This is a genomic window from Parasedimentitalea huanghaiensis (assembly GCF_009753675.1).
Taxonomy (GTDB): Bacteria; Pseudomonadota; Alphaproteobacteria; order Rhodobacterales; family Rhodobacteraceae; genus Parasedimentitalea; species Parasedimentitalea huanghaiensis.
Window position 1 is genome coordinate 218,230 of the sequence record NZ_WQLV01000005.1, and the last position, 26,146, is coordinate 244,375.

Sequence of the window (26,146 nt, forward strand, 5' to 3'; positions counted from 1 at the left end):
AATGAGTAGCAAGAAAATCGTGCGTTTAGGCGATGATCGTACCGGGGCAGGTGGCCAGGCCCTGCCATTTGCGCCAGCGGTTCGTGCCGGTGATTTTGTCTTTATTTCCGGTCAGGTGGCCATGAAGGAAAACGGCGAAATAGAAGCCGGTGGTATCGAAAGTCAGACCCGCAAAACTATGGAGAACCTGATTGCCGCTTTGGCGCTGGCTGATTGCACATTGGAGGACATCGCCAAGGTTGGCGTTTGGTTGGATGATCCGCGTGACTTCTGGACCTTCAACCGGGTCTACGCGAGTTATTTCCCCAATGGTGGTCCTGCCCGGTCGACCGTGCGCTCGCAGATCATGGTTGATGCCAAAGTTGAGATCGACGCGATGGTTTATAAACCGTTGGACTAAAGATGGTGAGCTAAAACCTGAAGACCGGACCCTGACAATGCGAGTGTTTGGGTTCGGTTGCAGGTGAAAGCCTTGTAATTTGATGGAATAAATATCTTGACAATTTAACTGGGTTAATAGCATTCCTCTGGTTAACGGATGCATCCGTTAGCCTAATAATTTGGAGAGACCCATGACAGTCAGTCTTCTGACACGGGGTCTTTGCTCCGCTGCCGCAGCTACTGCGATTTCTTTCGCATCCGCCACGTTCGCTTTGGCCGAGACCGTAACCATAACTGATATCGCCGGCCGTACGGTCGAAGTCGAAAAGAACCCACAAAAAGTTGTTCTGGGCGAAGGTCGGATGATTTATTCGATCGCGCTGTTAGACAGTGACAACCCATTCCAGCGTATCGTCGGTTGGAAAGACGACATGGTCAAATATGACCCGGATGCTTACCGTAAATATCAGGCCGTCTTCCCCGAAGCTGCTGACATTCCGAGTTTTGGCAGCCCATATGCTGACGAATGGAACCTCGAGTCGGTGATTTCACTGGGTACCGAAGTGGTACTGATGAACCTTGGCAACCTGATGAAGGCCCAGGAAAGCGGTATCATTGAGAAGCTGGAAGAGGCTGGTGTTGCTACTGTTTTTGTCGATTTCCGGCAGGACCCTACTCAGAATACAGTGCCTAGTATCCAGTTGTTGGGACGGATCTTTGATAAGCGGGACGAGGCAGATACCTTTACCGACTATTATCAGGCGCAGATGAAGAAAATCTACAGCCGCGTTGAATCCATCCCCGCAGAAGACCGCCCGATTGTGTTTATCGAGCGCGCGGCAGGCTATAATCCGGCCAAGTGTTGTGGTACCTTTGGAGCCGCAAATTTGGGACGTCTGGTTGATCTGGCCGGTGGTCGCAACTGGGGTTCGCTTAAATTCCCTGGGTTCAAAACCGCTGTGAGCCTGGAAGCTATTTTTGCCGACGACCCTGAAGTGATCATCGGAACTGGTGCAAACTGGGCAGAGGCAAATCCGGCAACCGCTGCGGTTTTGTTCGGCTATGAAGCCAGTGAAGACATGGTTCAAGAGCGTCTTGGCGCACTGGCTGCCCGTGAAGGCTGGTCAGATCTGTCGGCGGTCAAGAATGGTAATTTCCACTCAATCTATCACCAGTTCTACAACAGTCCTTACCACTTTGTAGCGATGCAAGCTTTTGCCAAATGGTTGCATCCTGATCTGTTCGCGGATCTGGATCCAGAAGCCACGATGATTGAACTGCATGAGAAGTTCCTGCCAATCGATTACTCCGGCGTTTTCTGGGGCAGCCTATCAGCTGGCGGTTGAGCCCTTAGGTCTATTGGTTCCGCCTTTGGGCGGGACCATTCATCCAATTAGAGATCTTCAATATGTCAATTAATGTGAGCCCCGCAGAGATGCGGCAGGCCTATGCATCCCAAGTGATGCGGCGCTATGTGATGATTGCCTGCGTGGCAGGCCTTCTCCTTCTCAGCTTCGTCCTCGACGTAGCTACAGGCCCTGGTCACTACCCGTTGTCTACCGTCCTCGAAGTCTTTGCAGACCCAATGTCGCACGGCGTGCGTCTCAAGGTGATTGTATGGGACTATCGTTTGCCAGTGGCTGTGACCGCTGTGCTGGTCGGCGCGTTGCTGGCTGTGGCCGGTGCGCAGATGCAGACGATCCTGAACAACCCTTTGGCTGAGCCCTTTACCCTTGGTGTGTCAGCTGCGGCCAGTTTTGGCGCATCGCTGGCCATCGTTCTGGGATTTAGCATCGTCCCTGCGGTGGGCGGGCTTTTGGTCACCACAAATGCCTTCTTCTTTGCGCTGTTGACCTGCGGCTTCATCCTGTTTGCGACCCGCTTAAAAGGTGTCGGATCAGAAACCATGATCCTGTTTGGGATTGCGATTTTCTTTACGTTTTCTGCCTTGTTGGCCCTGATGCAGTACATGGCGTCTGAAGATCAAATTGCGCGGATCGTGTTTTGGATGATGGGCTCATTAAGCCGGGCAAGTTGGGAGAAAATCTCACTTGGCACACTGTTGCTTGGGGTCGCGATCCCTTTCAGCTTGCTGAGAACCTGGCCTATGACGGCGCTGCGGATGGGCGAGGCAACGGCAGAAAGTCTGGGTGTTGATGTGGCGCGTCTTCGGGTCGAGATGCTGATTTGCATTTCGCTGCTGGCAGCGACGGCGGTGTCCTTTGTTGGAACCGTTGGCTTCATTGGTCTTGTTGGGCCTCATATTGCGCGCCTGTTGGTGGGCGAGGATCAACGGTTCTTTGTCCCACTTTCAGCGCTGGTCGGGGCATTGGTGCTTTCGCTGACCTCGTTGATTTCGAAATCCATCACACCCGGGATCATTTACCCGATCGGCATTATTACGTCGCTGATTGGTGTTCCGGTTTTCATTTCCATCATCCTCAGTTCACGACGGGAGAAGCTATCATGACCCTAACGATCGAGCATCTGGCGGCCGGGTATGGCAACCGTACAGTTCTGAGCGATATCTCGGTGCCAGAAATTGAAGACGGGGCATTTGTGGGACTCATCGGGCCCAATGCGTCAGGAAAATCTACTTTGTTCAAAACCTTGGCGGGCCTAATCCCGGCTCGTGCAGGGACGATCCGGTTGAATGATGATGATGTTACACATATGCGTCGCCGGGACCGGTCCCAGCGGTTCGGCTATATGCCACAGGCCTTTGGCTGCAATGCATTGCTGACAGTGTTCGAAAGTGTGTTGTTGGCATTAAAACAAACCTCCGGATGGCGGGTCGAGGCTGAAAATCTGGATCAGGTCTCTGATATCCTTGCCGCATTAGGTCTGTCGCATTTGTCTAATCGCGGTATCGCTGATCTCAGCGGTGGTCAGGCACAGATGGTGGCGGTGGCCCAAACGCTGGTCCGCGCGCCGGATGTGATTTTGTTGGATGAACCAACCAGTGCCTTGGATTTACACCATCAGTTGTCGATCATGACATCAATTAAAACGGAGGTCAGACGGCATAGACCAGTGGTCATTGCGGCCCTGCATGATCTGAATCTTGCTGCAAAATTTTGTGACCGGTTGATCCTGTTGCGAGACGGGAAAATTCTAGCGGATGGGACGCCTGAAACCATCCTTGCACTGTCAGAAATTGGCGAGACCTATAAGGTGGAAACGGACTTGGAACGAACCACACGAGGTGCGCTCTACGTTGACGCACGTCTTTCAGCGTGATGGATATTCGTGGGCATAATTTTGACCTGAAAGAAGAAATTCGAAGCTATTGGTCGGATCGTGCAGCCACGTTTGATGATAGCCCTTCGCATCTTATTGAAAATCAGTACGGATTAGCCGTATGGCAGAATTTTATTCGTCGCTCATTTGAGCTTGGGCCGGACCAAATGCTGGTCGGAAAGCAGGTGCTTGATATTGCATGCGGCACAGGTGAGATCAGCCGGGTACTGTGCAGTCTTGGTGCTGAGGTCGTGGGGCTGGATTTCTCCGAAAAAATGCATGACAGAGCTAAAGAGAAGCTCATGGGGAAGTCGTGGACACCGTTGCTGTGCGATGCAGAAAACTTGTTAGGAGTAGCTGACGATGCGTTTGACTTTGCTGTAACACGACACCTCGCTTGGACACTCACCAAGCCAGAGAAAGCATATGCGGAATGGCGTCGTGTTTTAAAGCCAGGAGGGCGTCTGTTGCTCGTTGATGGCAACTGGGAACAGGGCCATTCGTTTTTGTATCGGTTGCGGCGCCAAATTGCTGACTTCCTTTCTCCGCTCCCGGAAAAATCTCCAGACGAGACGACCAAAGATCAAAGGATCCGCAAGCAACTGCCATACCGAAACGGGCTCACTCTGGAACACCTTCGCCATGACCTGATTCAAGCGGGGTTTGTAATCGTGCAGAAGGTTAGTGTATCCACACTTTATGGGCAGGGAATGAAAGCCTGGCCTCTTTCTGTGCGACTGCGACAAAGTAGTGAAAATCGGTTTGCGCTGGTCTGTACCGCGTCTTGAATACTTGAATATGCGTTCCAACCAACTGTAAGCGCCGAGCTCGAAAAGTCGCGCATGGTTCAACATGCCAAACCAGTGCTCGAGATGGGTAGTCGCGTCCGCTCAAAGTAGTTTTCAAGTGACTTGAAGTCTGACAATCATGAGCGCATCTGGTGGGCTGTTGGCCTGCAAAGCAAACGAAGGGACGCAACATGCTGGAAGTCTGTGTCGATACGATTGATGGCGTGATTGCTGCAATGAATGGCGGGGCAGGGCGGGTAGAGCTGTGTTCATCGCTCTCTGAGGGCGGGCTGACGCCGTCTGCAGGCCTGATGCATGCCGCAGCCGCGATCCCCGTGCCGTGTTATGCAATGATCCGCCCGCGTAGTGGCTTGTTTGAGTTTTCTGACGCTGAGGCCAGTATTATGTTGGCTGATATTGCGATGGTACGTGAGGCCGGGCTAGCAGGGGTTGTGTTGGGCGCGCAGAATGCTGCGCGCGGTCTAAATGTGCCAATGTTGGCAACATTGATGGCGGCTGCTGGCGATTTGGGGACAACCTTGCACAGGGTCATCGACGTAGTACCTGAGCCTCTTGTCGCGCTTAGTCAGGCGATTGATCTAGGGTTTGAGCGGGTTCTGACTTCTGGTGCTGAACCATTTGCGCAAGACGGCACAAAGTTGATTGCGCAGATGGTAACGCAAGCTGCTGGGCGTATTTCAATAATGCCAGGCTGCGGGCTGACCGCTGACAATGTAGCTGAAGTGATTGCAGTTACTGGGGTGCAAGAGGTTCACGCCTCTTGCAATGTCAGGGTGGCAGGCGATTTGGCATTTTCGGATTTCGATCCGCCCAGTGGACGCTTCGAAACGTCAGAAATGAGGGTGCGAGAGATGGTTAATCAGATGTCAGGCAAAAACTGATTCCGAGGCATTGCAGCGAGTTTGAGTCTAGCAGTTTACTGATCTGGTTACAGTAGGAACCAGATATTTAAGCCATGGGCTGTTCCTCAGTTTCGCGCTGATCAGAATGACTTCTACAGTTTTGGCTCGACCTTTGAGGCAAGCGTTTTTTCTAATGCTTCCAGCAATTCTATGCGCCGGACAGGTTTTGTTAGGCGTATGTCCTCAGATCTTACTTCATTTCTGCGGACGGTTGCTTCGCTGGCGTAACCAGACAAAAAGACTACCGGGAGATCCTCTGCTTGTTTCCGCAACAACTGTGCGAGCGTGGTCCCTTGGAGAGAGCCAGGCATGACGATGTCAGTTAACAACAGATCAAAAGACGGGTCTGCTTCAAATATCTCCCGTGCTTCATCGCCCGACCGTGCTGCGGTGACCGCATACCCAGCCTGACGGAGTGTCGCGAGTAAGATCTCCAAAACTTCTTTTTCGTCTTCAGCGACAAGAATTTTAAAACCTGCTCCATTTGCAGTTCTTGTTTTCGCGGTCTCGACAGAGGGCGTCTCAATTTTGCTGCTCAGAGCTTTGAAGTACAGTTTGAATGTCGTGCCTACACCGGGTTCAGAATACACCTGCACGGTGCCACCTGACTGGTGCATGAAACCCTGTACCATCGAAAGGCCCAATCCAGATCCTGCACCGGGTGCTTTGGTTGTGAAAAAGGGTTCATAGATTTCTCTTAGGATGTTTGCGGGTATACCTTCGCCAGTGTCACTGATGGCCAACATCACATATTGACCGGGTGAAACTTCATCATTCCGCTGAAAACTAAAGTCGCTGTCTATTTTGACATTAGCGGCCTCAATGGTCAGCTCGCCCCCTTTAGCCATCGCATCACGGGCATTTAGGATCAAATTGAGCAGGGCATTTTCAGTTGAGCCTGGGTCTGCGGAAATTGGCCACAGATCGGTCGGCAGTGAGGTTTTAATACTGATATTCTCGGGCAGAGTACGGGCAATCCAGCTATTGGTCTGCTCGACAACGGAGTGGAGATCAAGAATTTGAGGTTTCAATTTTGCCTGTCGGGCAAAACTCAGCATGCTTCCGGTCAGCTCAACCCCTCGCATCGTTGCCTGAATTGCCATCTGTATCAACTCGTTGACGCCGCTGTCCTCGATGTCGTCCTGAGCAAGCTCAAGGCTGCCAAGGATCACCGCAAGCAGGTTGTTGAAATCATGCGCAACGCCACCTGTCAGCTTGCCAATGGTTTCCAGCTTCTGAGATTGCCTAATTTGTTCATCACGCTGGATTTCAGCTGTGATGTTTTGCATCGTCCCATAGTAAGAAACCGGGGCACCAGTAATGCCAGTTTCGATTGCGCCATTCACCTTAATATGAACTTCTTTGCCGCTGGTATGGGGAACACGCGTCCGGTATTCGAAAGCGCCACTTTTCTCTACAGCTTCGTCGATAAGACCTTCGATCATCGCACGGTCTTCTTCTGCTCGAAGCTTGCGGGCAAATTCCAAAGTGGGTTGGAAGCTAAATGGTTCATACCCAAGGATCTTATAGACTCCTTGCGACCAAATGAGCTCGTCCGTGGCCAGATCAACAGTCCAATTTCCAAGGCGTGCCATTTCTTCAGCATGTAGCAGGTCACGTTTTGTCCGTGTCAATTCGTCCATGACCCGGACGATGCCGATCATTTTCTGGGGTTCACCATTTTCATCGCGGACCAATGATCCATAGGTATTGGCCCATACGAAGTGACCTGAGCTATGTCGCATCCGGCAGAGAGTTTCATAAGGGACGCCATCCTCAAAAAGACGGCGAGTAGAGGCTTGAATGGCCTCGACGTCTTCGGGGTGGATTAGGTCACGCAGCACATCAAGACGACTACCTCTGTAAAGCTGCTTCAGGCCAGTCAACTGTACCATCCCGCGGCTGACGTCTAGCTGGTCTGCTTTTACATCCCATAACCATAACCCGATCCCGGCGTCAGTCAGAGCTTTCGTAAACTCTTGTGGCACCAATTCAGTTATCTTTTGAAACACTGGATCATCTTGGTTTTGGTCCACGGCGTCGCATCTCCGCAATACGTGAAGTTGTTCACTCATTACACATTAGAACAGGGCCAACACTTGTTGATGGTAAGGAAATACAGCCGGATTTCAAGGCATCTTGGCATACTATTGGTTTGATTGGATTGGAGTTGGAACAATTTCATCATCGAAAGAGTTGAGTGAGAACAGTCTGACGGCGTGGTCTCCTTCAGTTCATCTTCCCGGGCTATCTGCCATAAGATATGATGTGGGCATCCGGTCAGAGGGCGTGTATCAGCAAGGCCTCAGAGAAAATGGAGACAAGCCCGTTGCTAGATCTTTCACATGTTCACACTGTCCTTTCCGAATTCTATGATCTGACCCCTTCGGCTGAGCTTGCTGCGTCGATGTCGGAGACTTACGCCAAGATGGAACGCGTCGTTACACCGCCCGACTGGGCTGTATATGCGCCTTACGTTAGGGCAATCAATGCGCTGAAGAAAGAGCGTAATGCAGTGATTTTAGGTCATAATTATATGACCCCGGAAATTTTCCATGGTGTGTCTGACTTCGTTGGCGACAGCTTGCAGCTGGCCATGAAGGCGGGTGAAGTTGAAGCGGATGTCATTGTACAGGCAGGCGTTCATTTCATGGCTGAAACTTCGAAAATCCTTAGTCCGGAAAAGACAGTTTTGATGCCGGACATGGGTGCGGGTTGTTCGTTGGCTGAGTCGATAACTGCAGAAGGTGTTGAGGAAATGCGCGCCAAGTACCCAGGCGCGCCGGTTGTTTCCTATGTGAACACAACGGCAGAGGTGAAGGCCGCATCAGATATCTGCTGTACGTCCTCGAATGCGGTCCAGATTGTGAACGCGATGGAGAGCGACACGGTCATCATGACGCCGGATCAATACCTGGCACAGAACGTGGCCAATGAAAGCCACAAGAATGTGGTGTTCTGGCCTGGCTCTTGCATCGTGCACGAGCAATATACTCCACAAGATCTGCGGGACTTTCGCCAGTGGAACCCTGATGTTCGTCTGATCGCTCACCCGGAATGCCCGCCCAATGTCGTGGCAGAGGCCGATTTTAGTGGGTCTACCAGTGGTATCCTCAAATATGTTCGCGAGGAAAAACCCAAACAGGCGATGCTGATCACAGAGTGCTCGATGGCGTCGAACATTGCTGATGAACTGCCCCAAGTAGATTTCATTGGCCCCTGCAACATGTGCCCTTACATGAAGAAGATCACGCTCGAGAAGATCCTCTATGTCTTGCACACGATGGAGGGGCAGGTTGTGGTGGATGCTCTGGTTGCAGACAAGGCGCGCCAGTCCGTACAGGCGATGATCGATCTCTCTCGTAAGCTGGGCCTGTGACGCTTCGATGAACGAGGTTTTCACTGACCGCATCGTGATTGTTGGTGCTGGACTGGGTGCATTATATGCTGCGCTAAAGTTGGCACCGCATCCAGTGGTCGTTGTTTCACCCGAAAGTTTGGGCAAAGGGACAAGTTCATCTTGGGCCCAGGGCGGTGTGGCCGCGGCGATGGATCCGGCAGATAGCCCTAAAGACCATGCCCGTGACACGGTTAACGCCGGGGCGGGTGTGGTAGATGCCGAAGTGGCTGAGTTGGTGACCCAAGAGGCTCGGGATTACATCCTTGATCTGACCTCTATGGGCACGCCTTTTGATCGCACCAAAGATGGTGGATATGTCTTATCGCGTGAAGCGGCGCATGGGTTTGCTCGGGTTGTACGCGTCAAGGGTGATCAGGCCGGGGCAGGGATCATGGGTGCGCTGATCGAACAAGTCAGGGCAACGCCTTCGATCCAAGTTCTTGAAGGTATGATGGCGGTGGCGCTGGACGTTGATGCTGGCCGTGTGACTGGGATCGAGATCCAGGATGCAGATGAAGACTCGGCACCTGTTATGCTGCGCGGAACCGGGGTTCTTTTGGCCGGAGGTGGTTCAGGCGGGTTGTATGCACTTACCACAAATCCGCCTCGTATTCGCGGACAAGTGATTGGCATGGCAGCGCGCGCTGGCGCGTTGATCGCGGATGCCGAATTCGTACAGTTTCATCCAACCGCGATGGATGTTGGTGAAGACCCGGCGCCACTTGCAACAGAAGCACTGCGCGGTGAGGGAGCAATACTAATCAATCGCCATAGTGAACGCTTCATGCAAGCGGTTCACCCTGATGCCGAGCTTGCCCCACGGGATGTGGTGGCTCGGGCGATATTTGCTCAAGTGCAAGCGGGGAACTGTCCGGTCCTTGATACCCGCAAAGACATCGGCGCGCATATCACCGATCTGTTCCCTTCGGTTGTTGAACACTGCGTTCGAAATGGGATCGACCCGGTGAATGATCCGATCCCTATCGCCCCGGCGGCGCATTACCACATGGGCGGTGTCAAAACGGGTACCGATGGTCGCGCCAGCTTGCGAGGCTTGTGGGTTTGTGGGGAAGCGTCCTCGACCGGCCTGCATGGGGCCAATCGGCTTGCGTCAAACGGGCTGTTAGAGGCGTTGGTCTACGCACGTATTTGTGCACTGAGCATTGCCGCCGATTTAGGCGAAGTGAAAATTGCCAATCCAATTGATATTCAGTTCGAAACCTGCGGTGTTCGGGCTGATCCCAAGGCCGTGGCTGAACTGCGCAAAACAATGACCCAGTTCGTTGGCGTGGTACGCGATGCCGAGGGATTAACAACAGCCCTTCGCAAGATCGCTACGCTTGAAGCGAGCCAGCGCGATAGTGCGTCATTTTTGAACATGTGCGCGACCGCCACATTGATCGCTGCGTCTGCTCTTGTGCGACAGGAAAGTCGCGGCGCGCACGAACGTTCTGACTTTCCTGTCGCCTCAGAGAAGTTTGCACAACGATCACAAATGCTATTCGCCGAAGCGCTCACCATTCGGGCACAGGCATGTGAGGAAAAAGTATGAGTTTTGCCACCGTTCCCGACCTTGTTTTGGAACCTATGATCCGTAATGCTTTGATGGAGGATCTTGGTAGTTATGGGGACATTACCACCCGAACCGTTATTGCAGCCGATACACTCTATGAAGCTGCAATTAATGCCCGCGAAGAGGCCGTGGTCTCTGGTATGCAGGTGGCCGCCATTGCGTTTCGTTTGGTGGACCCATCACTTGAAATTGCTATTCAAATTCCCGATGGGCAATGCTGTCAGAAAGGGGATACGCTGATGACGATAAAAGGGTCAGCAGCGTCGATCTTGTCGGGCGAGCGTGTCGCACTGAATTTTGCTGGACGGCTCACTGGAATTGCGACCATGACGGCTGCCTTTGTGGCCGAAACTAAGGGCACCAAGACACGCGTGACCTGTACGCGTAAAACTACACCAGGCCTGCGGCTGGTCGAAAAACTCGCTGTACTGCATGGCGGTGGGTTCAATCATCGGTTTTCCCTGTCAGACGCCATCATGATCAAAGATAACCATATCGCGGCGGCAGGGGGTATCCGGCAAGTTCTGGAAGCAACCAATGCAACCGCCAGTCACATGGTCGCTGTCGAGATTGAGGTAGACAGGTTGGACCAACTGGCAGAGGTTCTTGATGTCGGCGGGGCCTCGGTGGTGTTGCTTGACAATATGGATAACGCCATGTTGGGTGAGGCCGTGAAACTGGTGGCTGGACGGATGAAGACCGAAGCCAGCGGTAATGTGAAACTCGATCGCATTGCTTCGATTGCCTCGACCGGAGTGGACTACATCTCGTCAGGCGCCCTGACGCACTCTGCCCCAACAATTGATCTGGGACTGGATTTTGATGAGGTCTGATCGTGTCCGGGCAAGGCAGTACTGTAATGCCTCTCCTAGGCTAAAAATCGGTATCCTGCACCTCAGCCCATTTGCGTCTTAGCTCAACTCCTTCTCCCTCAAACCCTTCGGTCAGTAGGTCACATGAGAGTATGCGATCGGATCTGAAGTGTCGAAAATCATGGCGCAGTTCGCACCAGGCAGCGATCACGACCGCTTCAGCATAGTAAACCAGTGCAATGGGTCGTATTTTGCGTTTGGTCGATTTGTGTTCAACATCTTGGTAGATCAGGCCAAGTTTGGTTTCTTGCCGGATAGCATTTCGAATTTCGGCAAGGTCAATATGGCCGGGAACTTTTGCACCCCAACTGGATGAGAATAAGTTCTCACTGAGTTGGGTGGCTTCGGAAAGTTTCCTCATCGCGCGCAGCGCGGCTTTCTCCAGGCTCTTGTCGCCAGTTCTGGAGATCATGCTCAGCCCAACTGAAATGGCTTCTGCTTCTTCAATGTCAAAGTTAACCGGCGGTAGATTGTACCCGGGTCGCATGACATATCCGATGCCTGCCTCGCCTTCGATGGGGACCCTCATCGACTGAAGTGATGCGATGTCGCGGTAAATTGTACGCTTTGTTACCTCCAGAATGTCGGCAATGTTCTGGGCGGTACACGGACCATTGGCGCTTCGAAGCAGCTGAATAATCTCGAACATGCGAGCAGACCGCATCCTGTTTCCCCTTGGTTAGAACATTCCTGCAGATAACACATCACTGCTGACAGATACATGTCAGCAGTGATCCGGTAGCAAACTGATAACGCAATTCGGAAACGGGAAATCACACATGATACAAAGCATTATTCAAGCCGGTTTTGACACCAGACCGATTACCATGGAACCGCTTTGGCTGGTTCAGTATCAGGCTCCATCGGCAGATGTTGATCGAGTATTCGATGAGGTTTTAAAAATCGATTCGTTGCAACAAGGTAAGACGGATTGCAACGGATATCTCGCACCGGGCGGGGTCGAATATTATCGCCCGCTGGAAGGAACACCAACTGGCGCGGAAGATGAAATCCGGCGCCGTCCTGACGTAGGTGAAATGCGGTTTTTCATCCCACGTGAGGCTGACGCGCTCAATCAGATCATCGAGGCGATCTATGAGGTGCACAGCTATTACGAACCCGTCATTACCGTGCAGGAGGTCCTGCGGAGCACCTGCAAAGGATTAGATGACCAAGCCAATCCTCATCGCTGGTGGAATAAAAGTGGCGATTGGAAAACAGCAAGTGAGTGAGGCAGTTTTTGCCCAACGAAACGGTCACCAATTGGGCTTACTCCTAGTGACCGTTTCTGCCGTAGCCTGGAGCACAGCCGGCTTGTTTACACGTCTGATACCGCTTGATACCGGAACTATTTTGGTGTGGCGGGGCGTGTTTGGAGCGGTTGGAATTCTTACACTGGCATTCGCGATACAGGGGCGCAATGCAATCCGTGATATCCGCAAAATGGGGGGTGCAGGATGGTCGTTTGCAATGGTTTCAGCCGTTGGAATGTTGTGCTTTATCACGTCGTTGCGCATGACAACCGTAGCACATGTTTCGATCATTTATGCGACGGTGCCATTGGTTGCCGCTGCGCTTGCCTGGGTTTTAATCGGTGAAAGACCCGCGCGCAGCGCTGTTGTAGCAAGTGTCTTTTCGCTTTTTGGTGTGGGTATTATTGTTGGGCTTGGTGCCGAAGGAAATCTTGTCGGCAATGTATTGGCATTTGGAATGACGTTTTCACTTGCGGTAATGATGGTAATATCGCGCCGCTTCCAGGATATCCCAATCTTGCCCGCCGCCTGTGTTTCCGCGCTATTAAGTAGCGTTGCGGCTTTCCCATTCAGCAATGGTCTCTTTGTTAGTGGCTATGACATGAGTCTTCTTGCTTTGTTTGGCCTTGTAAACTCTGCAATTGGCCTGGCGCTCTTTACCGTTGGAGCGCGGATGATCCCCGCAATCGAAACTGCGCTGATTGGTGCACTAGACGCACCTCTTGCTCCCATTTGGGTGTGGCTGTGCTTTGCCGAAATTCCAAGTGCTGAAACTATAACTGGCGGCGCTATGGTTTTCATTGCGGTGGTTTTACACATCCTTCAGCAAAGTGGGCAGTCTACGAAAACTCACTAACTCGTTACGGTTTCGGGATGTGGTTTGCCTTTGTCATGGTATCAAAAGACAAGAGAACTTCGGCCCACATCGCAAAAAATGGCTTCAAAAATCAGGCCGAGTGTTGAAGTGCGGCTTCGATCACTGAAAGAAGTTCGTTACGTCGGATTGGCTTAGTCAGTTGAAACGATTGAGGTCCCAGTTGTTGGGTTTGGTTATCTTGTGGAGCGTCATTTCCAACATAGCCGGACATGATGACAACTGGTAAACCGGGGCATATTTGGGAAACGTAGCGCGCCAATTCAGCCCCTTGGGTCTCCCCTGGCATAACAAGATCGGTGATAAGCAAATCGAATTCAGGATCATCGTCAAACAGAGCCTTGGCTGCGTCACCCGAGTTGGCGGATGACACAATATAGCCAGCACGTTTTAAGATCAATTTGATGATGTCCAGAACATCCTGTTGATCTTCAACAACTAAAACTCGAGCCCCTGAAGTTGTTGCGATGGCTGCATGTTCCATTTCTTTTTTTGGTCTGACAGGGGTACCTGTTCCTGCATCAAAATAGAGTGTGAATGTCGTTCCTACGCCGAGCTCAGTAGTGACGCGGACAGTGCCTCTGGATTGCCGCATAAACCCTTGAATCATTGACAGGCCAAGCCCTGAACCTGAACCAATTGGTTTTGTGGTGAAAAAGGGTTCAAAAATTTTTGCAATAATCTCTTGAGAGATCCCGTGCCCGCTGTCGCTGACAGCAACAGTTACATACCGTCCTGTCTTTAGTTCGTCAGCCTGGTAGGGTTTCGATGTTTCATCAAATGTGACATTCGCTGTTGTGATGGACAACTCGCCTCCATCGGGCATGGCGTCTCGGGCGTTTACGATCAAATTTAACACCGCACTTTCCGCAGCGCTCCGGTCTATTTCAACAGCCCACAAATTGGACTCGAGCACCGTTACAAAATCGATGTATTCCGGAAGGGCTCGGTGGATCCAATTTTTGGTATCCAGAATAAGTGCATTCAAGTCGGTGCTTTCTGGGGCCAATTGTGAACGACGTGCGAAGGCCAGCATGCTTTTGGTCAAATCTGCACCACGTCGGGTCGCGCCAATGCTGGCATCAATGAACTTCAAGTTCTCCGGGTCGGTTATTTCATCACGGAGCAATTCTTGGTTTCCCATGATAACCGCAAGAAGGTTGTTGAAATCGTGGGCTACACCTCCTGTTAGCTGGCCGACGGCCTCTAACCGTTGAGATTGTCTGAGTTTTTCTTCCGTTATCTTTTTCTCTGTTACGTCGGATTGGACGGCAATTGACAAGCTGCCATGCAAGGGATGCTCAAATTTGGTCGCTGAGACTTCACACCAGAAAACGGTTCCATCCTTTTTGATACTTCGAATTTCCCCTACCCAACTTCCATTGGCTTCAATTTCACCATGTATATGTGCGGTGGTCTGCTCGGGTGTCTTGTCTTTTTCAGCACTGGTTGTTCCAACAAACTCACCTATGAGTTCACCTTCTTCATAGCCAAACATGGTATCGTACATCGCGTTTGTGTAGATAATAATCCCGTCCGAGATACGAGAAGCCTGAACACCTTCACTCATTCCTTCAATGATTTCGCCACGAAATGTGAGTTCTGTTTCTGCTTTTTTAAACTCGGTTATATCCAAAATGCTGACGGGAATGCTTCGGAACCCATCTTCTGTCTCAGGAAGGGGAAGTGAAATCACACCGACAATCTCGACGCCATCGAGAGTTTTGAAGGTGGTTTCCGCCCTGAATGTACTGTGCTTAGCCCAGATTGCGCAAAGCTGATCCTTAAACATTTCCATCGTTGATGGGTTGAAAGTTTTATTACTATGCTCAAGCAGCTCGGCCTCTGACGAGGCATTAAAAAGTCTAAGTGTTGCGAGATTTGCGCTGAGAATGTTGATCGTCGTAAAAATGTCCCAGGTCGCATCCTCATTGTTGTCAAGGTACTCGCGTAAATCGGTTACCCCATCCTCTCGTAACTGATTTAGAGTTTTGAAAACATTAGAATAGTCGGCGTTTGAAAGGGAGACTTCACTGTTTTCGAAGAGCCGTCGGAAACGAACTTCTTCCTGTAGAAGACGCTCAATAGCCTCGGATCGATCGCGCGAAAGCTGATTGTACTCAAGGGCGATTGCGCCCAGCTCGTCGTTTTTGTGAGAGGCAGAGACAGGCAGTTCTTGCGCTCCATCATGGATCAAACCCGAGAGTTTTCGAAGCGGTCTGGTTAACATGTTGTGGAATAGAACAGTGAGAATGATCGCCAGAAAGACGTTCCTCAGAATTCCGAAACTGAGGATCAAACCCGAGCGTTGAAAAAATGCTTGCGCGATCACATTTGTGTCCACGCTGATAGTTAGATCGCCAGCATGAAAACCTGTCTGCTTGTCTGTTAGTCGTGTCGAAAATGACTTTGCTTCGCCAAATATGCCTTCGGCCAACCAGGAAAATGAGTTCTTTAGTTGAGGTCGACTCTTAAAGTACATGGTGTCGTTGTAGCTATCGATGATCTTCGCTTCGACGACAGCAGGCTTTTGAAAAAGGCCGTTGACCACCGTTTGCGCCAACTCTTTATCCAGACCATAGGCGGCTTGAAACGCAGTCTGCTCGAATGCCCTAAGGGATTGTTTGAATGTCTTATCAGTCTGGTCAATTTCGCTCCGCAAATCGGCGGCAATCTGAAGGGCACCAAACCCAATTCCCAATACAAACCCGGTGATGACGGCTGCACGCGCTTGTTTGAAAGATAGGCTTTTCGTGAACTTTTTGGACAACGAAGTTTCCATCCTCGACTTAGCTGAAATCGTCGGGAATATAGCGTTTGAGAAGCCGGGTGAATACACCTTCTATTCGAAGTTCGTTTGTAACCTCTTGCAGCCGTAGTATTACATCATCCGGCACCTGACCTTTGCCGCAATGTAGCCATAACGATGCGTGGATGATTGGTAAAATGCCACCAATATCTTCGCGACTAATTTGCTCGGCGGCAAAATAGTAGAAGATGCTGAGTTCAGACCCGGCAACGGCGTCAACCCGGCCCGCTTTGAACAGGCGCACACTTTGCTCATACCCATTTGTTGGAACCTGCGTGATATTGGGGTCTGATGATATCGGGGAATCTGCGAAGCTACCTCGTGTTATTGCCAGACGCAGGCCATGTATATCTTCAATCCGTGTGATTGGGACACCTTCACGCGTAATAATGGCTGCATCAAATCGATTGAGAATTTTGGCTACTGGCTGGAACTTTCTTTCGCTCCAGGGGGTAAGCGCAATGACAACGCAATCTGTGAGACCACGCTCCAGGTTTTTCATGGCCCGTGCCATAGGAAGCACTTCATCTTCAACAGGAATGCCCATCCGTTCGGAAATAGCGGTGTCTATATCGACCATTAAGCCGAGGCGACCGCCGGGGTCATCATGGAGGACATAGGGAACGAGATCCACAGCTGCAAAGCTTAAGCTCTCTGCAAAAACGGGTTTGGCGAAAAAGGCCAGGCCGAGCATACTAAGGCATGTAGCCATCGATTTAGCGAAGTTCATTTGCCCTCACTTTTCTTACGTCTGTGCAATTTATAGTTCGCCCAGCAATTGTTGATCCTTACATGTTGTGACCATTTGATATTGGAATCAAGTCTGCGCCTCATAGATTGAGTTCTCAGCTTGCGATCTGGTCGCCTAGCTGCTGATGACGGTGTGTCGCCACAGCTTCTATAGCTGAATTGCGAAATTGAGAGGGCCTTCGCTCCAGAACACTGAAAACCTATGCAGTAATTGGTGCTTCTTTGGACTTCTGGGCAAGCAGAATAGTCATGCCATAGCACTCTGGGTCTTCAGGCACGAATTGCCGTATTTGGATGCTTAAGCTTGAGAGGATGCTGTCGTATTCCTCTGGAGACAGACTTGCATGATAGATTGGATCATCCCCAACACATCCTGCGACCTCACCATCACGCGGGCCGACTGTAAGCAATAAAACACCATCCGGGTGAAGATGATTGGCGAGACAGGGAAGCACACTTCGTTGTTCGTCACGTGTTAAGTGGAAAAAGCTGTTCCAACCAATGATACCGTGAAACCGTTCGGAGAATTCAAATGAGCGCATGTCCCCAAGTCTCCAATCACCACTCGGGATGTTCGAACGGGCCATGTCTATCATGTTTGATGATGCATCCAGCCCAACAACCGTATGACCATGCCCCATGAAATACGAGGCGATCGGCTCTGCAGGGCCACAACCCAAATCCAGAATTTTGCCACCTTCTGGTATCCATTTCAGAAACCGGTCAAGCCATGATTTCTCAATCAACGACTTTGGGCGTTCATCGGCAAATCTGCGAGCGTTGCGCTGATAAGTCACCTGTGTCTGTAGTGCCAGATCTGAAATGTCTCTATCGCTCAACTGGCAGCCCTCCAAAATGCTTCTCCAATGTAGTCGGGAAGGTTCAAGCTTCAACCATAGGTTTGTCAGTGTTGTTAATTTTGACAAACGTTCCTGAGGGCAGCAAGAAAGTCGGCGCAGCGAAACGGCAGGAACAATCAGTTGTACCCAAAGTTGTTCAGGTTTGTCCTTCGGTGCTGATTGCTATCTTCGCGTAACAAGACCAATTGATCTAGGCCCCGTCGAGGTATTGCGTCCCATAGGTGCTCGTGGACTACTTGTGTGGTCAATCATATCATTATCTCTGCAGGCGCAGCTCAGTTTTGAATTTCTCGCCTAAAAACCGCATGACGATATTTATGCGCTCGACACGTCTCAGGTCAGGATGTGTCAGGATCCAAAGGCTGTTTTTGCCAGCCAGCTCAAGCGTGAAACATCGCTCTAGGTCATCACGGGACAGGTCGTCCGGTAACAGAGCAAGACCATGACCCGCTGCCGCAAGGGATGACATGGTGGTCAGATCGTCCGTATGCGTGCGCGACAGAAGATCATTTTGCCGCTCGAGCCAAGTGTAGCCCTCAAGTGTCGTCAAACGCCCGCTTGCACCAATGAATGTGTGACCTGTTAGGTCCTGACTGGATTCAGGTTTTCCATGTCGCTCAAAATAGCTGGGCGCACCATACATCCCCCACCTGATAGACATCAGCTTGCGGCCCACCAGATGATCAGGTGGAGATTTCGTGACGCGCAGGGCTACGTCCGCCTGCCTGGTCGACATGTTCAACTCATCGTTGGTCACCAGGAGCGTGACAGCAATTTCCGGGTAGAGCGTTGAAAGCTCCAGTAAAAAACTTGGCAAAAAATGCTGAGCAAAGCTACTGGGAGCGGTCACGATGACCGTGCCCCCGGGGGTTCGGTCGTCACCAACGATTTCACGTGCCGCGTCTTCGACGATACCGGACATGATACGTACTTTGCCAAGCAGGCGCAGGCCTGTTTCTGTTAGTTCGTAGCGCCCCTGAATGCGGTCAAAAAGCCGGGAGCCGATACTGCTTTCAAATGCCTTTAAACGGCGAAACACCGTTGTGTGGCTCATCCCAAGGACATCCGCCGCGGTTGTGAGATTTCGTTGTTCGGCGACTGTGTAGAAAATCTTGAGGTCGTTCCAGTCCATTTGTACCATTTCAAATTTGAAAACTGAAAGTTAAGAATCGCTCATTTCGTGCATCTGCGCAATACCCTAATCAAAGAGGCAATCTAAAATAAGGACTAATCAATGATTGGCTACATCTCAGTTGGAACCAATGACCTTGCGCGCAGCTCGGCCTATTACGATACCATTTTGGGGATGCTGGGCGCGTCTCGTATCATGGAAATGGACGACTTCATTGTTTGGGGCACCAAAAATGGAGCAGCGAATTTCTCTGTCCATGTTCCAGAAAACAAAACCGCAGCAACTGTGGGCAATGGAATGATGATTGCGCTGCATGCTGAAAATCCGGAAATGGTCAACGTAGTTCATGCCAAGGCAATCGAACTTGGCAGTGAAGACTGTGGTGCACCGGGACCGCGCCATGGTGACAGTGGATTTTTTGCAGCCTATTTCCGAGATCCGGATGGCAACAAGCTCAACCTTCATTGCATGATAGGCACAACCTGATGTCGACATCGCAGTTCCACATCATAGGTCACGAACTTTGCCCTTATGTCCAGCGAGCAGTCATCACCATGCTGGAGCTGGGCATTCCCTTTGACCGGACCGACATCGAACTGAACAACAAACCTGACTGGCTTTCAAAGCTTTCTCCGACAGGCAAAGTTCCCGTCTTGATCGTGGATCAAACCACCGCGATGTTCGAATCCACTGTGATTTCTGAGTACTTGCAGGAGAACGGTGCACAGGCCTTTCATCCGAGCGACGCATTGGATCGCGGATTGCATAGGGCGTGGATTGCATATGGTGACCAAATTCTGGATGTCATCGCCACCATTATCTACCGCACACAGACTGAAACTGAACAGGTCGAGGCTTTTGGCAAGATTGCTGGAATGTTTGCAATACTCGACAAACAAGTGAGTGAAGGCCCCTATTTTGCGGGAAGCCAATTCCAACTCATAGATGCGGTCTACGCAACAGTGTTCCGTTTCCTTCCTGCTTTGGGCCTCCTTGCAACGATGGACTTACTCGCAGCCTGTCCAAGGCTGAGACGGTGGAGCCATGCGTTGGCACATCGTTCGTCCGTTGTCAGTGCTGTGCCAAACCAATTTGACGTGATGTTAAGGCAATTCATCGCGGACCAGAGCAGCTTTGCAGCGGCGCAGTTGCGGTAGTACTTTTCTGCTTTGCGAAACGATCATGAAAAGGCACGCGGCGAACGGCGTCGCGTGCCAATGTGTGTCTGTCAGTTTAAGGCAAGCGGGTAGGGGTCGCGTCATACTGCATTTTGTGTTGAACTGCTCAAGAAGGTGTTTTGCAGCTTTGCAGTTCAGACATCCTTCATCAGACGCAACGCGTCATAGATCGCTGCATGTGTATTGCGGGCGGAAACGGCATCACCAATGCGGAACAGCTGGAACTGCCCAGTTGTGTTACGGGTGACGGTCTGGGGATTGCCCGCGATGAGCGCTTCGTGATCCACAGCGCCCTGATTTGAAGACAAAGGTTTCAGATCAAAGTAGAGGTCGTCTAACGGCAAGGTGCCGTAATTGACGATAACCTGTTCATACTCTGCCTTATAGGTGTGATCACTGTAGTCTGTGCCAACTGTTGCAGTCAGTTTATTGCCTTCGCGTTTCACGTCGAGCAGGCGGCGGGCGAGGGTGAACGTCACGTCCTTGTCTTGGAGTGATCGCATGTAGGGCACGAGGTTCATTGCCATTACGTCAGGTGCAAAGGTGCGATCAGGTGTCATAATTTCAACGACTGCGCCAGCCTTTGCCACTACCTCCGCTGCCTGCAATGCCGGGTGGTCACCGCTTTCGTCATAGATCAGGACGGTATCTGCAGGTTTCACATCGCCCGAAATGATATCCCAGGTTGTCACCACATTGGGCTGTTCGTCTGATTGTTCAAACAGTGCGATGTTGGGCATCCCCCCGGTTGCAACAATCACCACATCGGGATTAAGCGCGGTTACGTCTTCGACTTCAGCCCAGGCGTTGAACTGAAATGTAACATCGCGGGCGGCACACTGTGACATGCGCCAGTCGATGATCGACATCATTTCACGTCGCCGTGGGTTTTGCGCAGTCAGACGAATTTGTCCTCCAGGGTCAGCAGCGGCCTCAAACACCGTAACATCATGCCCACGTTCTGATGCGACGCGTGCCGCTTCCAATCCGGCTGGACCTGCACCGATAATTACAACCTTTTTCTTATTATCGGCCTGCGTGATCTCATGTGGCATAGATAGCTCGCGGCCGGTGGCTGCGTTGTGGATGCAAAGTGCGTCGCCAGCCTGATAGATCCGATCGAGACAATATGTGGCGCCAACACAGGGGCGGATTTCATTTTCTCGGCCCTCAACTATCTTACGCACGATATGGGGGTCGGCCATATGCGCGCGGGTCATTCCAACCATATCCAGCAGCCCGGCCTGCACTGCATGACGGGCCGTGGCAACATCGGGGATCTTGGCAGCATGAAACGTTGGCATACCAGTTGCCTTCTTCACGTCGCCGGCAAAATCCAGATGAGGCGCGTTTTTCATGCCTTGCACCGGGATCACATCGGTCATTGCGGGATCGGTGTGGATGCGGCCCCGGATCACATTGAGAAAGTCAATCTTACCGGTGGCGGCCAGCCGTTTGGAAATCTCCAACCCTTCTGTATGAGAGATGCCACCCTTTTGCGCTTCATCGGCCGTGTAGCGTAGGCCCACGATGAATTCGGCTCCCACGCGCTTGCGAATTGCGTCTAAAACATCCATCGGGAACCGCATGCGGTTTTCTAGAGTGTCGGCGCCATAGGGACCTGTCAGGTCGTTGGTCAGAGGCGACCAGAACTGATCCAGCAGATGACCGTAGACCTGCAATTCAATGCCGTCCATTCCGCCTGCCTGCATGCGCTCTGCTGCGTCAGCAAAGTCGGAAATGATCCGTTCGATATCCCAGTCTTCGATGAGCTTTGGAAAGGCGCGATGGGCAGGCTCACGATGTCTGGAGGAGGATACAGAGGGCAGCCAATGCCCTTTGTTCCAGGTTGTGCGTCGTCCAAGATGGGTCAGTTGTATCATCGCGGCGCAGCCGTGCTCATGTACCGCATCGGTCAGGTTCTGGATCCATGGAACGACATCGTCGCGATAGGCAAGGATATTGTTAAATACAGGTGGGCTGTCCTTACTGACCGCAGCTGATCCTGCAGTCATCACCATAGCCACACCAGCTTTGGCGCGTTCCGCATGATAGGCCGCATAGCGTTCTTTGGGCATTCCATCTTCTGGGTAAGCAGGTTCATGGCTGGTTGTCATGATCCGGTTGCGCAGGGTTAGGTGCTTGAGTTGAAATGGCTGAAGCAAGGGGTCGTTGGACATTGGGCAACCTCTGGGGAGTGGCTGAAGAATCGATCATGACACATGTGTCAGGTTATGCTTTACACAATTGACACTTATGTCAAGTGCACTAGAGTCAAACCATGAAAACCGCCCTACAACGCCGCGCACGTGCGACCCGAAGCATTTGGCTTGACGCTGCATATGACCTGTTTGTGCAGGACGGTATCGAAGCTGTCAAAATCATGCCTCTTGCGAAGAAGCTAAATCTGACCAGAACTGGATTTTACTGGCATTTCAAAGATCTGGCCGAGTTGCACGACGCGCTTGTCGATATTTGGCAGGCTCGCAATACCGGCATCATACTTGAACGCTGCTCTGCCCCTGCGGATAGTCTGTGTTCCGCTTTATTCAACCTGACTGATTGTTGGATTGATCCTGATCTTTTTGATGCGCCACTTGACTTGGCAATCCACAATTGGGCCCGCAACGATAGTAAATTGCAAAAATTGGTGGAGGCTTCGGATGCGGACCGATTAGAGGCGGTTCGGGCAGTATTTCTACGATTTGGTGTGACGCCGGACGCAGCTCACTATCGGGCATTGACGACGATCCTGACGCAAAGCGGGTATTATTCGAAGCCTATCATCGAGGCTCGTTTGGATCGTGCACTTGCTGGGTGCCATTACGTAGAGGTGTTTGCTGGCGAACCGCCCACCCAGCAGGAGATCGATGACTTTTTAAGTCGTCATCGTGAGGGAGTACCCGGCTGATTGGCCTGATACCGCAGTGTCCGATCCCGTGGCCTCCGTTATTGTAGACAGTTACATTGCGACGGGCAGAACCCAAGTCACGGGGACCCGAAACCGGATACCGAAAGTCGGCAGTCTCAATGGTCTTAGGTGGGTTATGCCGGACTTCAGTCACTTGGGTCACATCTTTGAACTTGAGGCAGATAACTCGTTGCGAGAATTTGAGGAAGTCCGAGCGTTGGCGGAAGAGGAAAACTTCCAGCTTACCGCTGCGCCCGTGCACGGTGATGATCCGAACAAACTGGAGCAGTTGGCAATGGGCACCGCCCAGACGAAGGTCAACGGTGTAGAGCTGATCTATCTCGGTTATCCCCTTTTTTGGAGACCCGACCTGACACATTCACGCAAATGGCAACATCGCATGGCCTGCCAGCCGCAGTATACCGCTATCGCTAATATAGCTGCGCAGATCGTGTATTTTGAACCCGCCAACTTCACGCAGTTTTTCAAGTCGCAAATTTGGAATGACACCCAACCAATTTCGGAAAAAAACGGCAGGGAAACAACGACAAGTGAACATGCTGTTTTTGAGGTACGCTACAACTGCATCGGCGGTCGCGCTTCGTCAGAACGTGTTCGTTGCGGTTCCCTGGATCTGATGTTTACGTGTGTAAATCGCCTCCACCAAGAAACGAACACAGATCCGCACCCGTTCGGTTGCGACCAGATCTGGATGTGTCAGTGCCCAAGTTGGCAGGGCGTGTGCGCTTTGGGGGGCTGTCAGGCGAACCAATGCAAGGTCGGGATCTGCGGCAAAGCAGTTTAGGTATCCAAATCCCATTCCCGACCTGATCGCACTTTGCTGTGCCTGCATGTCAGAGATGACATGGGCCACTTTGCAACCTGAATACGGTGAAGCATCGCGCCAGTGCGCCTGAACACCTTTACCGCCTAGAGCTACCCATTTGGCATTTGGAGCGTCTCCGGTAAAGCTGTGCCCGTCGATGTAGTCCTGCGTGGCATAGATCGTATTGGCAAAATCTGGTAGTCGATGAGAGACCAGACCGTCGTCGGGCTGTACTTGAAACCGAATGGCAATGTCGGCATTGCGTCGTCGCAGGTCGGCCACGTCAAAGGTGGCATCGACCTCGATTTCAATCTGTGGGTAGCGCTCTGTAAAATCGGCCAGAATTGGCATCAGCAAGTCTTGCGCCAAGAGCGGGGGCGTTGATATGCGCACCAACCCTGCCAGGCGGGCATCACGGCCAAACACCTCGCGTTCCATACTCAGGATTTCGCTTTCCACCCGCTCGGCCCGCTCAACGAGAGCCTCTCCGACATCGGTCAAAACAAACCCATCGGGCTGACGTATAAACAACTTAATACCCAGCTGGTCTTCCATCGCCTGCAGCCGACGCGACACCGTCGAATGGCTGACATTTAGATGCTTGGCTGCGGCACGCACTGACCACCCACGTAGGATTGCTAGAAAAAATCGCAGGTCATCCCATTCAAAAACCTTCATCGCGATCTCTCAAATTGTTGGTGGTGAACTGGTGAAGTGGTGCACAAACGGAACGACATGTTTCGATTATAGCCAGTTCTTCACCGTATTTGCACCTGATATCTCCAAGTGCAAACGTAACATCGCCCCACCAGCGGGCACACAGGAGATCAGAAAATGGAAAATCAAATTCTTATCATAGGCGGCACTGGCAACATCGGCACCCCGTTTGGTCGACCTTCTGAAAGGTAGCGATCAAAGCTATCGCGTTATGGTGCGCAGCGACGAAAACGAGACCAAGATGACGTCGTTGGGTATTCCTACCGTCCGCGCTGAGTTGGGAGATTGGCGAAGCGTTGAGGCCGCCCTGGAAGGCGTGGATACCATATTTCTTCTTAGCGCCCCATCGCCAGTCATGTCCGACCTGCATAAAGGGCTGATTGATCGCGCCATATCTGCAGATGTCCGCAAAATTGTGCGGCTTTCGGCGGAGCCAGCCAAATATAGTGAAGGCCTTCCGATGTATGAACAACATGCTGAGGTTGATGACTATCTGGTGGCGAGTGGGCTGGACTATGTCATTCTGAGACCCCATTATTTCATGCAGAATATCCCACAGATGCACGCGTCTTTCATGAAGGACAGTCAGATGTTTGCGCAATACATGGGTGACACGCGCATTCCGATGGTTGACGCGCGGGATATTGCTAAGGCCGCCTTGGCTGGACTGACCTCGGATGCATTCAATGGCAAAATTCATTACATAACCGGTCCGCAGTCGATCAGTTTTGACGATGTTGCCAAGGCATTTTCAAGGCCTCTTGGTAAAGATATCAGCTACGTCAACTTACCTTATGAGGATCAGAAAGCTGGGCTCGAAGCCTATGGAACCCCTGACATGATTGTTCAAACGGTCATGAGTCTGTTCAAGCGCTGGTCGGACGGTGAGGACCAACCGACAACCAGTGATTACGAGAAAATCACTGGAGAAAAGGCAACTGACATCAACACCTTCGCAGCAGAGGTTGCAGGGTCGTTTTGACCAACCCTTGACCGTAGATGGTGCTTTCAGGTTGCCGGAGGTATGGTCTTCACATGCAACATGGCGTTTATCCAAGCCCGAGCTGAATATACCGGTATCGCCATTCGCCATTCCACACTAGGGATTACAGGGGCCGGTGTATCCAACAGTGGATAGCACCGGCCTTAAGGCAGTGAGACGCGGCTAGTGTAATCTAAGCGATTTCAGAGTTCACCATGTCTAGCAACTTGGTCATCCCGGGGGACATCCGGGGAAGATCAGACAGGGTAAATTGTTCTAAACTTTGAAAAAAAGCTTCTTGTGCGGTGTCGAGAATAACCGATAATCCGCACGCAGTTGAGAACCTACAGTTGCCGCCGTCAGGCGACATACATTCGACCAAAGGTTTGTCTGCTTCGAGGGCGCGAAAAACTTTGCCGAGGTTTATCTCGTCAGGTTGCTTTGCCAGCTTCAGCCCGCCGCCACGGCCACGAGATGAGATGGCATAGCCTTCGTTGACCAACCAGCCAGTGATCTTGGCGAGGTGATTGTATTTTGCATCATGCAACTCGGCAATTTGCCGGGTTGACAGCAACTGGTCAGGCGAAGCTGCCAGATGGATCAATATGCGAAGAGCGTAGTCTGAAAATTTCGATAACTGCATAGGACACTGGTAGCATCCTATATCTGGTATTCAA

24 protein-coding genes are annotated in these 26,146 nt (G+C 51.6%); 15 read left to right on the plus strand and 9 right to left on the minus strand.

Annotated features, from left to right (window positions below; all coding sequences use genetic code 11):
* Window position 1: 1 nt before the first annotated feature.
* The 6 genes from GO984_RS10115 to GO984_RS10140 all read left to right on the plus strand — a co-directional run bounded on the left by GO984_RS10115 (window position 2) and on the right by GO984_RS10140 (window position 5,311).
* Window positions 2-400: a RidA family protein gene (locus GO984_RS10115; protein ID WP_138162373.1), complete on the plus strand. Its 399-nt coding sequence runs from the start codon at window positions 2-4 to the stop codon at window positions 398-400.
* 172 nt (window positions 401-572) lie between these two features.
* The gene (locus tag GO984_RS10120) at window positions 573-1,727 is read left to right on the plus strand and encodes an ABC transporter substrate-binding protein (RefSeq protein WP_138162372.1); all 1,155 of its coding nucleotides are present in this window, start codon (window positions 573-575) and stop codon (window positions 1,725-1,727) included.
* A gap of 62 nt (window positions 1,728-1,789) precedes the next feature.
* Window positions 1,790-2,851: a FecCD family ABC transporter permease gene (locus GO984_RS10125; RefSeq protein WP_157022419.1), complete on the plus strand. Its 1,062-nt coding sequence runs from the start codon at window positions 1,790-1,792 to the stop codon at window positions 2,849-2,851.
* Window positions 2,848-3,621, plus strand: a complete 774-nt coding sequence (locus GO984_RS10130) for an ABC transporter ATP-binding protein (protein ID WP_157022420.1) — start codon at window positions 2,848-2,850, stop codon at window positions 3,619-3,621. Before GO984_RS10125 ends, GO984_RS10130 begins: the two co-directional genes overlap by 4 nt.
* Window positions 3,621-4,409, plus strand: coding sequence for a class I SAM-dependent methyltransferase (locus tag GO984_RS10135; RefSeq protein WP_157022421.1), 789 nt, complete (start codon window positions 3,621-3,623; stop codon window positions 4,407-4,409). The genes GO984_RS10130 and GO984_RS10135 overlap by 1 nt, the downstream gene beginning before the upstream one ends.
* Before the next feature lie 191 nt (window positions 4,410-4,600).
* Window positions 4,601-5,311 (plus strand): copper homeostasis protein CutC, encoded by a 711-nt coding sequence (locus GO984_RS10140; protein ID WP_157022422.1) that lies wholly within the window; start codon window positions 4,601-4,603, stop codon window positions 5,309-5,311.
* A 113-nt stretch (window positions 5,312-5,424) separates the two neighbouring features.
* Here GO984_RS10140 and GO984_RS10145 read toward each other — a convergent pair whose 3' ends face one another.
* Window positions 5,425-7,407: a hybrid sensor histidine kinase/response regulator gene (locus GO984_RS10145; RefSeq protein ID WP_157022423.1), complete on the minus strand. Its 1,983-nt coding sequence runs from the start codon at window positions 7,405-7,407 to the stop codon at window positions 5,425-5,427.
* A gap of 254 nt (window positions 7,408-7,661) precedes the next feature.
* On the opposite strand from GO984_RS10145, the gene nadA reads away from it, so the two are divergent.
* From nadA to nadC, 3 genes are read left to right on the plus strand one after another with little or no spacing between them, the layout of a single operon-like run.
* Window positions 7,662-8,711 carry a quinolinate synthase NadA gene (gene nadA / locus GO984_RS10150; RefSeq protein WP_425339648.1) on the plus strand — a complete coding sequence of 350 codons (1,050 nt, stop codon included), beginning with the start codon at window positions 7,662-7,664 and terminating at the stop codon, window positions 8,709-8,711.
* Window positions 8,712-8,718: 7 nt separating this feature from the next.
* Window positions 8,719-10,284 (plus strand): L-aspartate oxidase, encoded by a 1,566-nt coding sequence (locus GO984_RS10155; protein WP_157022425.1) that lies wholly within the window; start codon window positions 8,719-8,721, stop codon window positions 10,282-10,284.
* Complete coding sequence (gene nadC, locus GO984_RS10160; protein ID WP_157022426.1) at window positions 10,281-11,138, plus strand: carboxylating nicotinate-nucleotide diphosphorylase; 858 nt, start codon at window positions 10,281-10,283, stop codon at window positions 11,136-11,138. The genes GO984_RS10155 and nadC overlap by 4 nt, the downstream gene beginning before the upstream one ends.
* A gap of 40 nt (window positions 11,139-11,178) precedes the next feature.
* Here nadC and GO984_RS10165 read toward each other — a convergent pair whose 3' ends face one another.
* Complete coding sequence (locus GO984_RS10165; protein ID WP_157022427.1) at window positions 11,179-11,841, minus strand: helix-turn-helix transcriptional regulator; 663 nt, start codon at window positions 11,839-11,841, stop codon at window positions 11,179-11,181.
* A 115-nt stretch (window positions 11,842-11,956) separates the two neighbouring features.
* Here GO984_RS10165 and GO984_RS10170 point away from each other — a divergent pair, with 115 nt between their 5' ends.
* Window positions 11,957-12,409 (plus strand): YqfO family protein, encoded by a 453-nt coding sequence (locus GO984_RS10170; RefSeq protein ID WP_157022428.1) that lies wholly within the window; start codon window positions 11,957-11,959, stop codon window positions 12,407-12,409.
* Entirely contained in the window at window positions 12,345-13,286 is a 942-nt protein-coding gene (locus GO984_RS10175) for a DMT family transporter (protein ID WP_157022429.1), read from the plus strand. The genes GO984_RS10170 and GO984_RS10175 overlap by 65 nt, the downstream gene beginning before the upstream one ends.
* 91 nt (window positions 13,287-13,377) lie before the next feature.
* On the opposite strand, the gene GO984_RS10180 is transcribed toward GO984_RS10175, so the two are convergent.
* The 4 genes from GO984_RS10180 to GO984_RS10195 all read right to left on the minus strand — a co-directional run bounded on the left by GO984_RS10180 (window position 13,378) and on the right by GO984_RS10195 (window position 18,855).
* The gene (locus GO984_RS10180; protein ID WP_157022430.1) at window positions 13,378-16,086 is read right to left on the minus strand and encodes a hybrid sensor histidine kinase/response regulator; all 2,709 of its coding nucleotides are present in this window, start codon (window positions 16,084-16,086) and stop codon (window positions 13,378-13,380) included.
* Between the two features lie 7 nt (window positions 16,087-16,093).
* On the minus strand, window positions 16,094-16,843 hold the full coding sequence (locus GO984_RS10185) for a substrate-binding periplasmic protein (RefSeq protein ID WP_157022431.1): 750 nt from the start codon (window positions 16,841-16,843) through the stop codon (window positions 16,094-16,096).
* Between the two features lie 220 nt (window positions 16,844-17,063).
* Window positions 17,064-17,702, minus strand: coding sequence for a class I SAM-dependent methyltransferase (locus GO984_RS10190; protein ID WP_157022432.1), 639 nt, complete (start codon window positions 17,700-17,702; stop codon window positions 17,064-17,066).
* A 277-nt stretch (window positions 17,703-17,979) separates the two neighbouring features.
* Entirely contained in the window at window positions 17,980-18,855 is an 876-nt protein-coding gene (locus tag GO984_RS10195) for a LysR family transcriptional regulator (RefSeq protein ID WP_167740289.1), read from the minus strand.
* A 102-nt stretch (window positions 18,856-18,957) separates the two neighbouring features.
* Here GO984_RS10195 and GO984_RS10200 point away from each other — a divergent pair, with 102 nt between their 5' ends.
* Together GO984_RS10200 and GO984_RS10205 are read left to right on the plus strand one after the other, a co-directional pair.
* Window positions 18,958-19,341, plus strand: coding sequence for a VOC family protein (locus tag GO984_RS10200; RefSeq protein WP_157022434.1), 384 nt, complete (start codon window positions 18,958-18,960; stop codon window positions 19,339-19,341).
* A complete protein-coding gene (locus GO984_RS10205; protein ID WP_157022435.1) occupies window positions 19,341-20,012 on the plus strand; it encodes a glutathione S-transferase family protein in 672 nt (223 codons plus the stop codon). The genes GO984_RS10200 and GO984_RS10205 overlap by 1 nt, the downstream gene beginning before the upstream one ends.
* Before the next feature lie 155 nt (window positions 20,013-20,167).
* Here the strand turns inward: GO984_RS10205 and GO984_RS10210 are convergent, their stop codons facing one another.
* Window positions 20,168-22,213, minus strand: coding sequence for an NADH:flavin oxidoreductase (locus GO984_RS10210; RefSeq protein ID WP_157022436.1), 2,046 nt, complete (start codon window positions 22,211-22,213; stop codon window positions 20,168-20,170).
* Between the two features lie 101 nt (window positions 22,214-22,314).
* On the opposite strand from GO984_RS10210, the gene GO984_RS10215 reads away from it, so the two are divergent.
* On the plus strand, window positions 22,315-22,944 hold the full coding sequence (locus tag GO984_RS10215) for a TetR/AcrR family transcriptional regulator (RefSeq protein WP_157022437.1): 630 nt from the start codon (window positions 22,315-22,317) through the stop codon (window positions 22,942-22,944).
* A 604-nt stretch (window positions 22,945-23,548) separates the two neighbouring features.
* On the opposite strand, the gene GO984_RS10225 is transcribed toward GO984_RS10215, so the two are convergent.
* The gene (locus GO984_RS10225; RefSeq protein WP_157022439.1) at window positions 23,549-24,448 is read right to left on the minus strand and encodes a LysR family transcriptional regulator; all 900 of its coding nucleotides are present in this window, start codon (window positions 24,446-24,448) and stop codon (window positions 23,549-23,551) included.
* Window positions 24,449-24,656: 208 nt separating this feature from the next.
* Here GO984_RS10225 and GO984_RS10230 point away from each other — a divergent pair, with 208 nt between their 5' ends.
* Window positions 24,657-25,469: an NmrA family NAD(P)-binding protein gene (locus GO984_RS10230; RefSeq protein WP_157022440.1), complete on the plus strand. Its 813-nt coding sequence runs from the start codon at window positions 24,657-24,659 to the stop codon at window positions 25,467-25,469.
* A gap of 193 nt (window positions 25,470-25,662) precedes the next feature.
* Here GO984_RS10230 and GO984_RS10235 read toward each other — a convergent pair whose 3' ends face one another.
* Window positions 25,663-26,112 (minus strand): RrF2 family transcriptional regulator, encoded by a 450-nt coding sequence (locus GO984_RS10235; RefSeq protein ID WP_157022441.1) that lies wholly within the window; start codon window positions 26,110-26,112, stop codon window positions 25,663-25,665.
* Window positions 26,113-26,146: the final 34 nt, after the last annotated feature.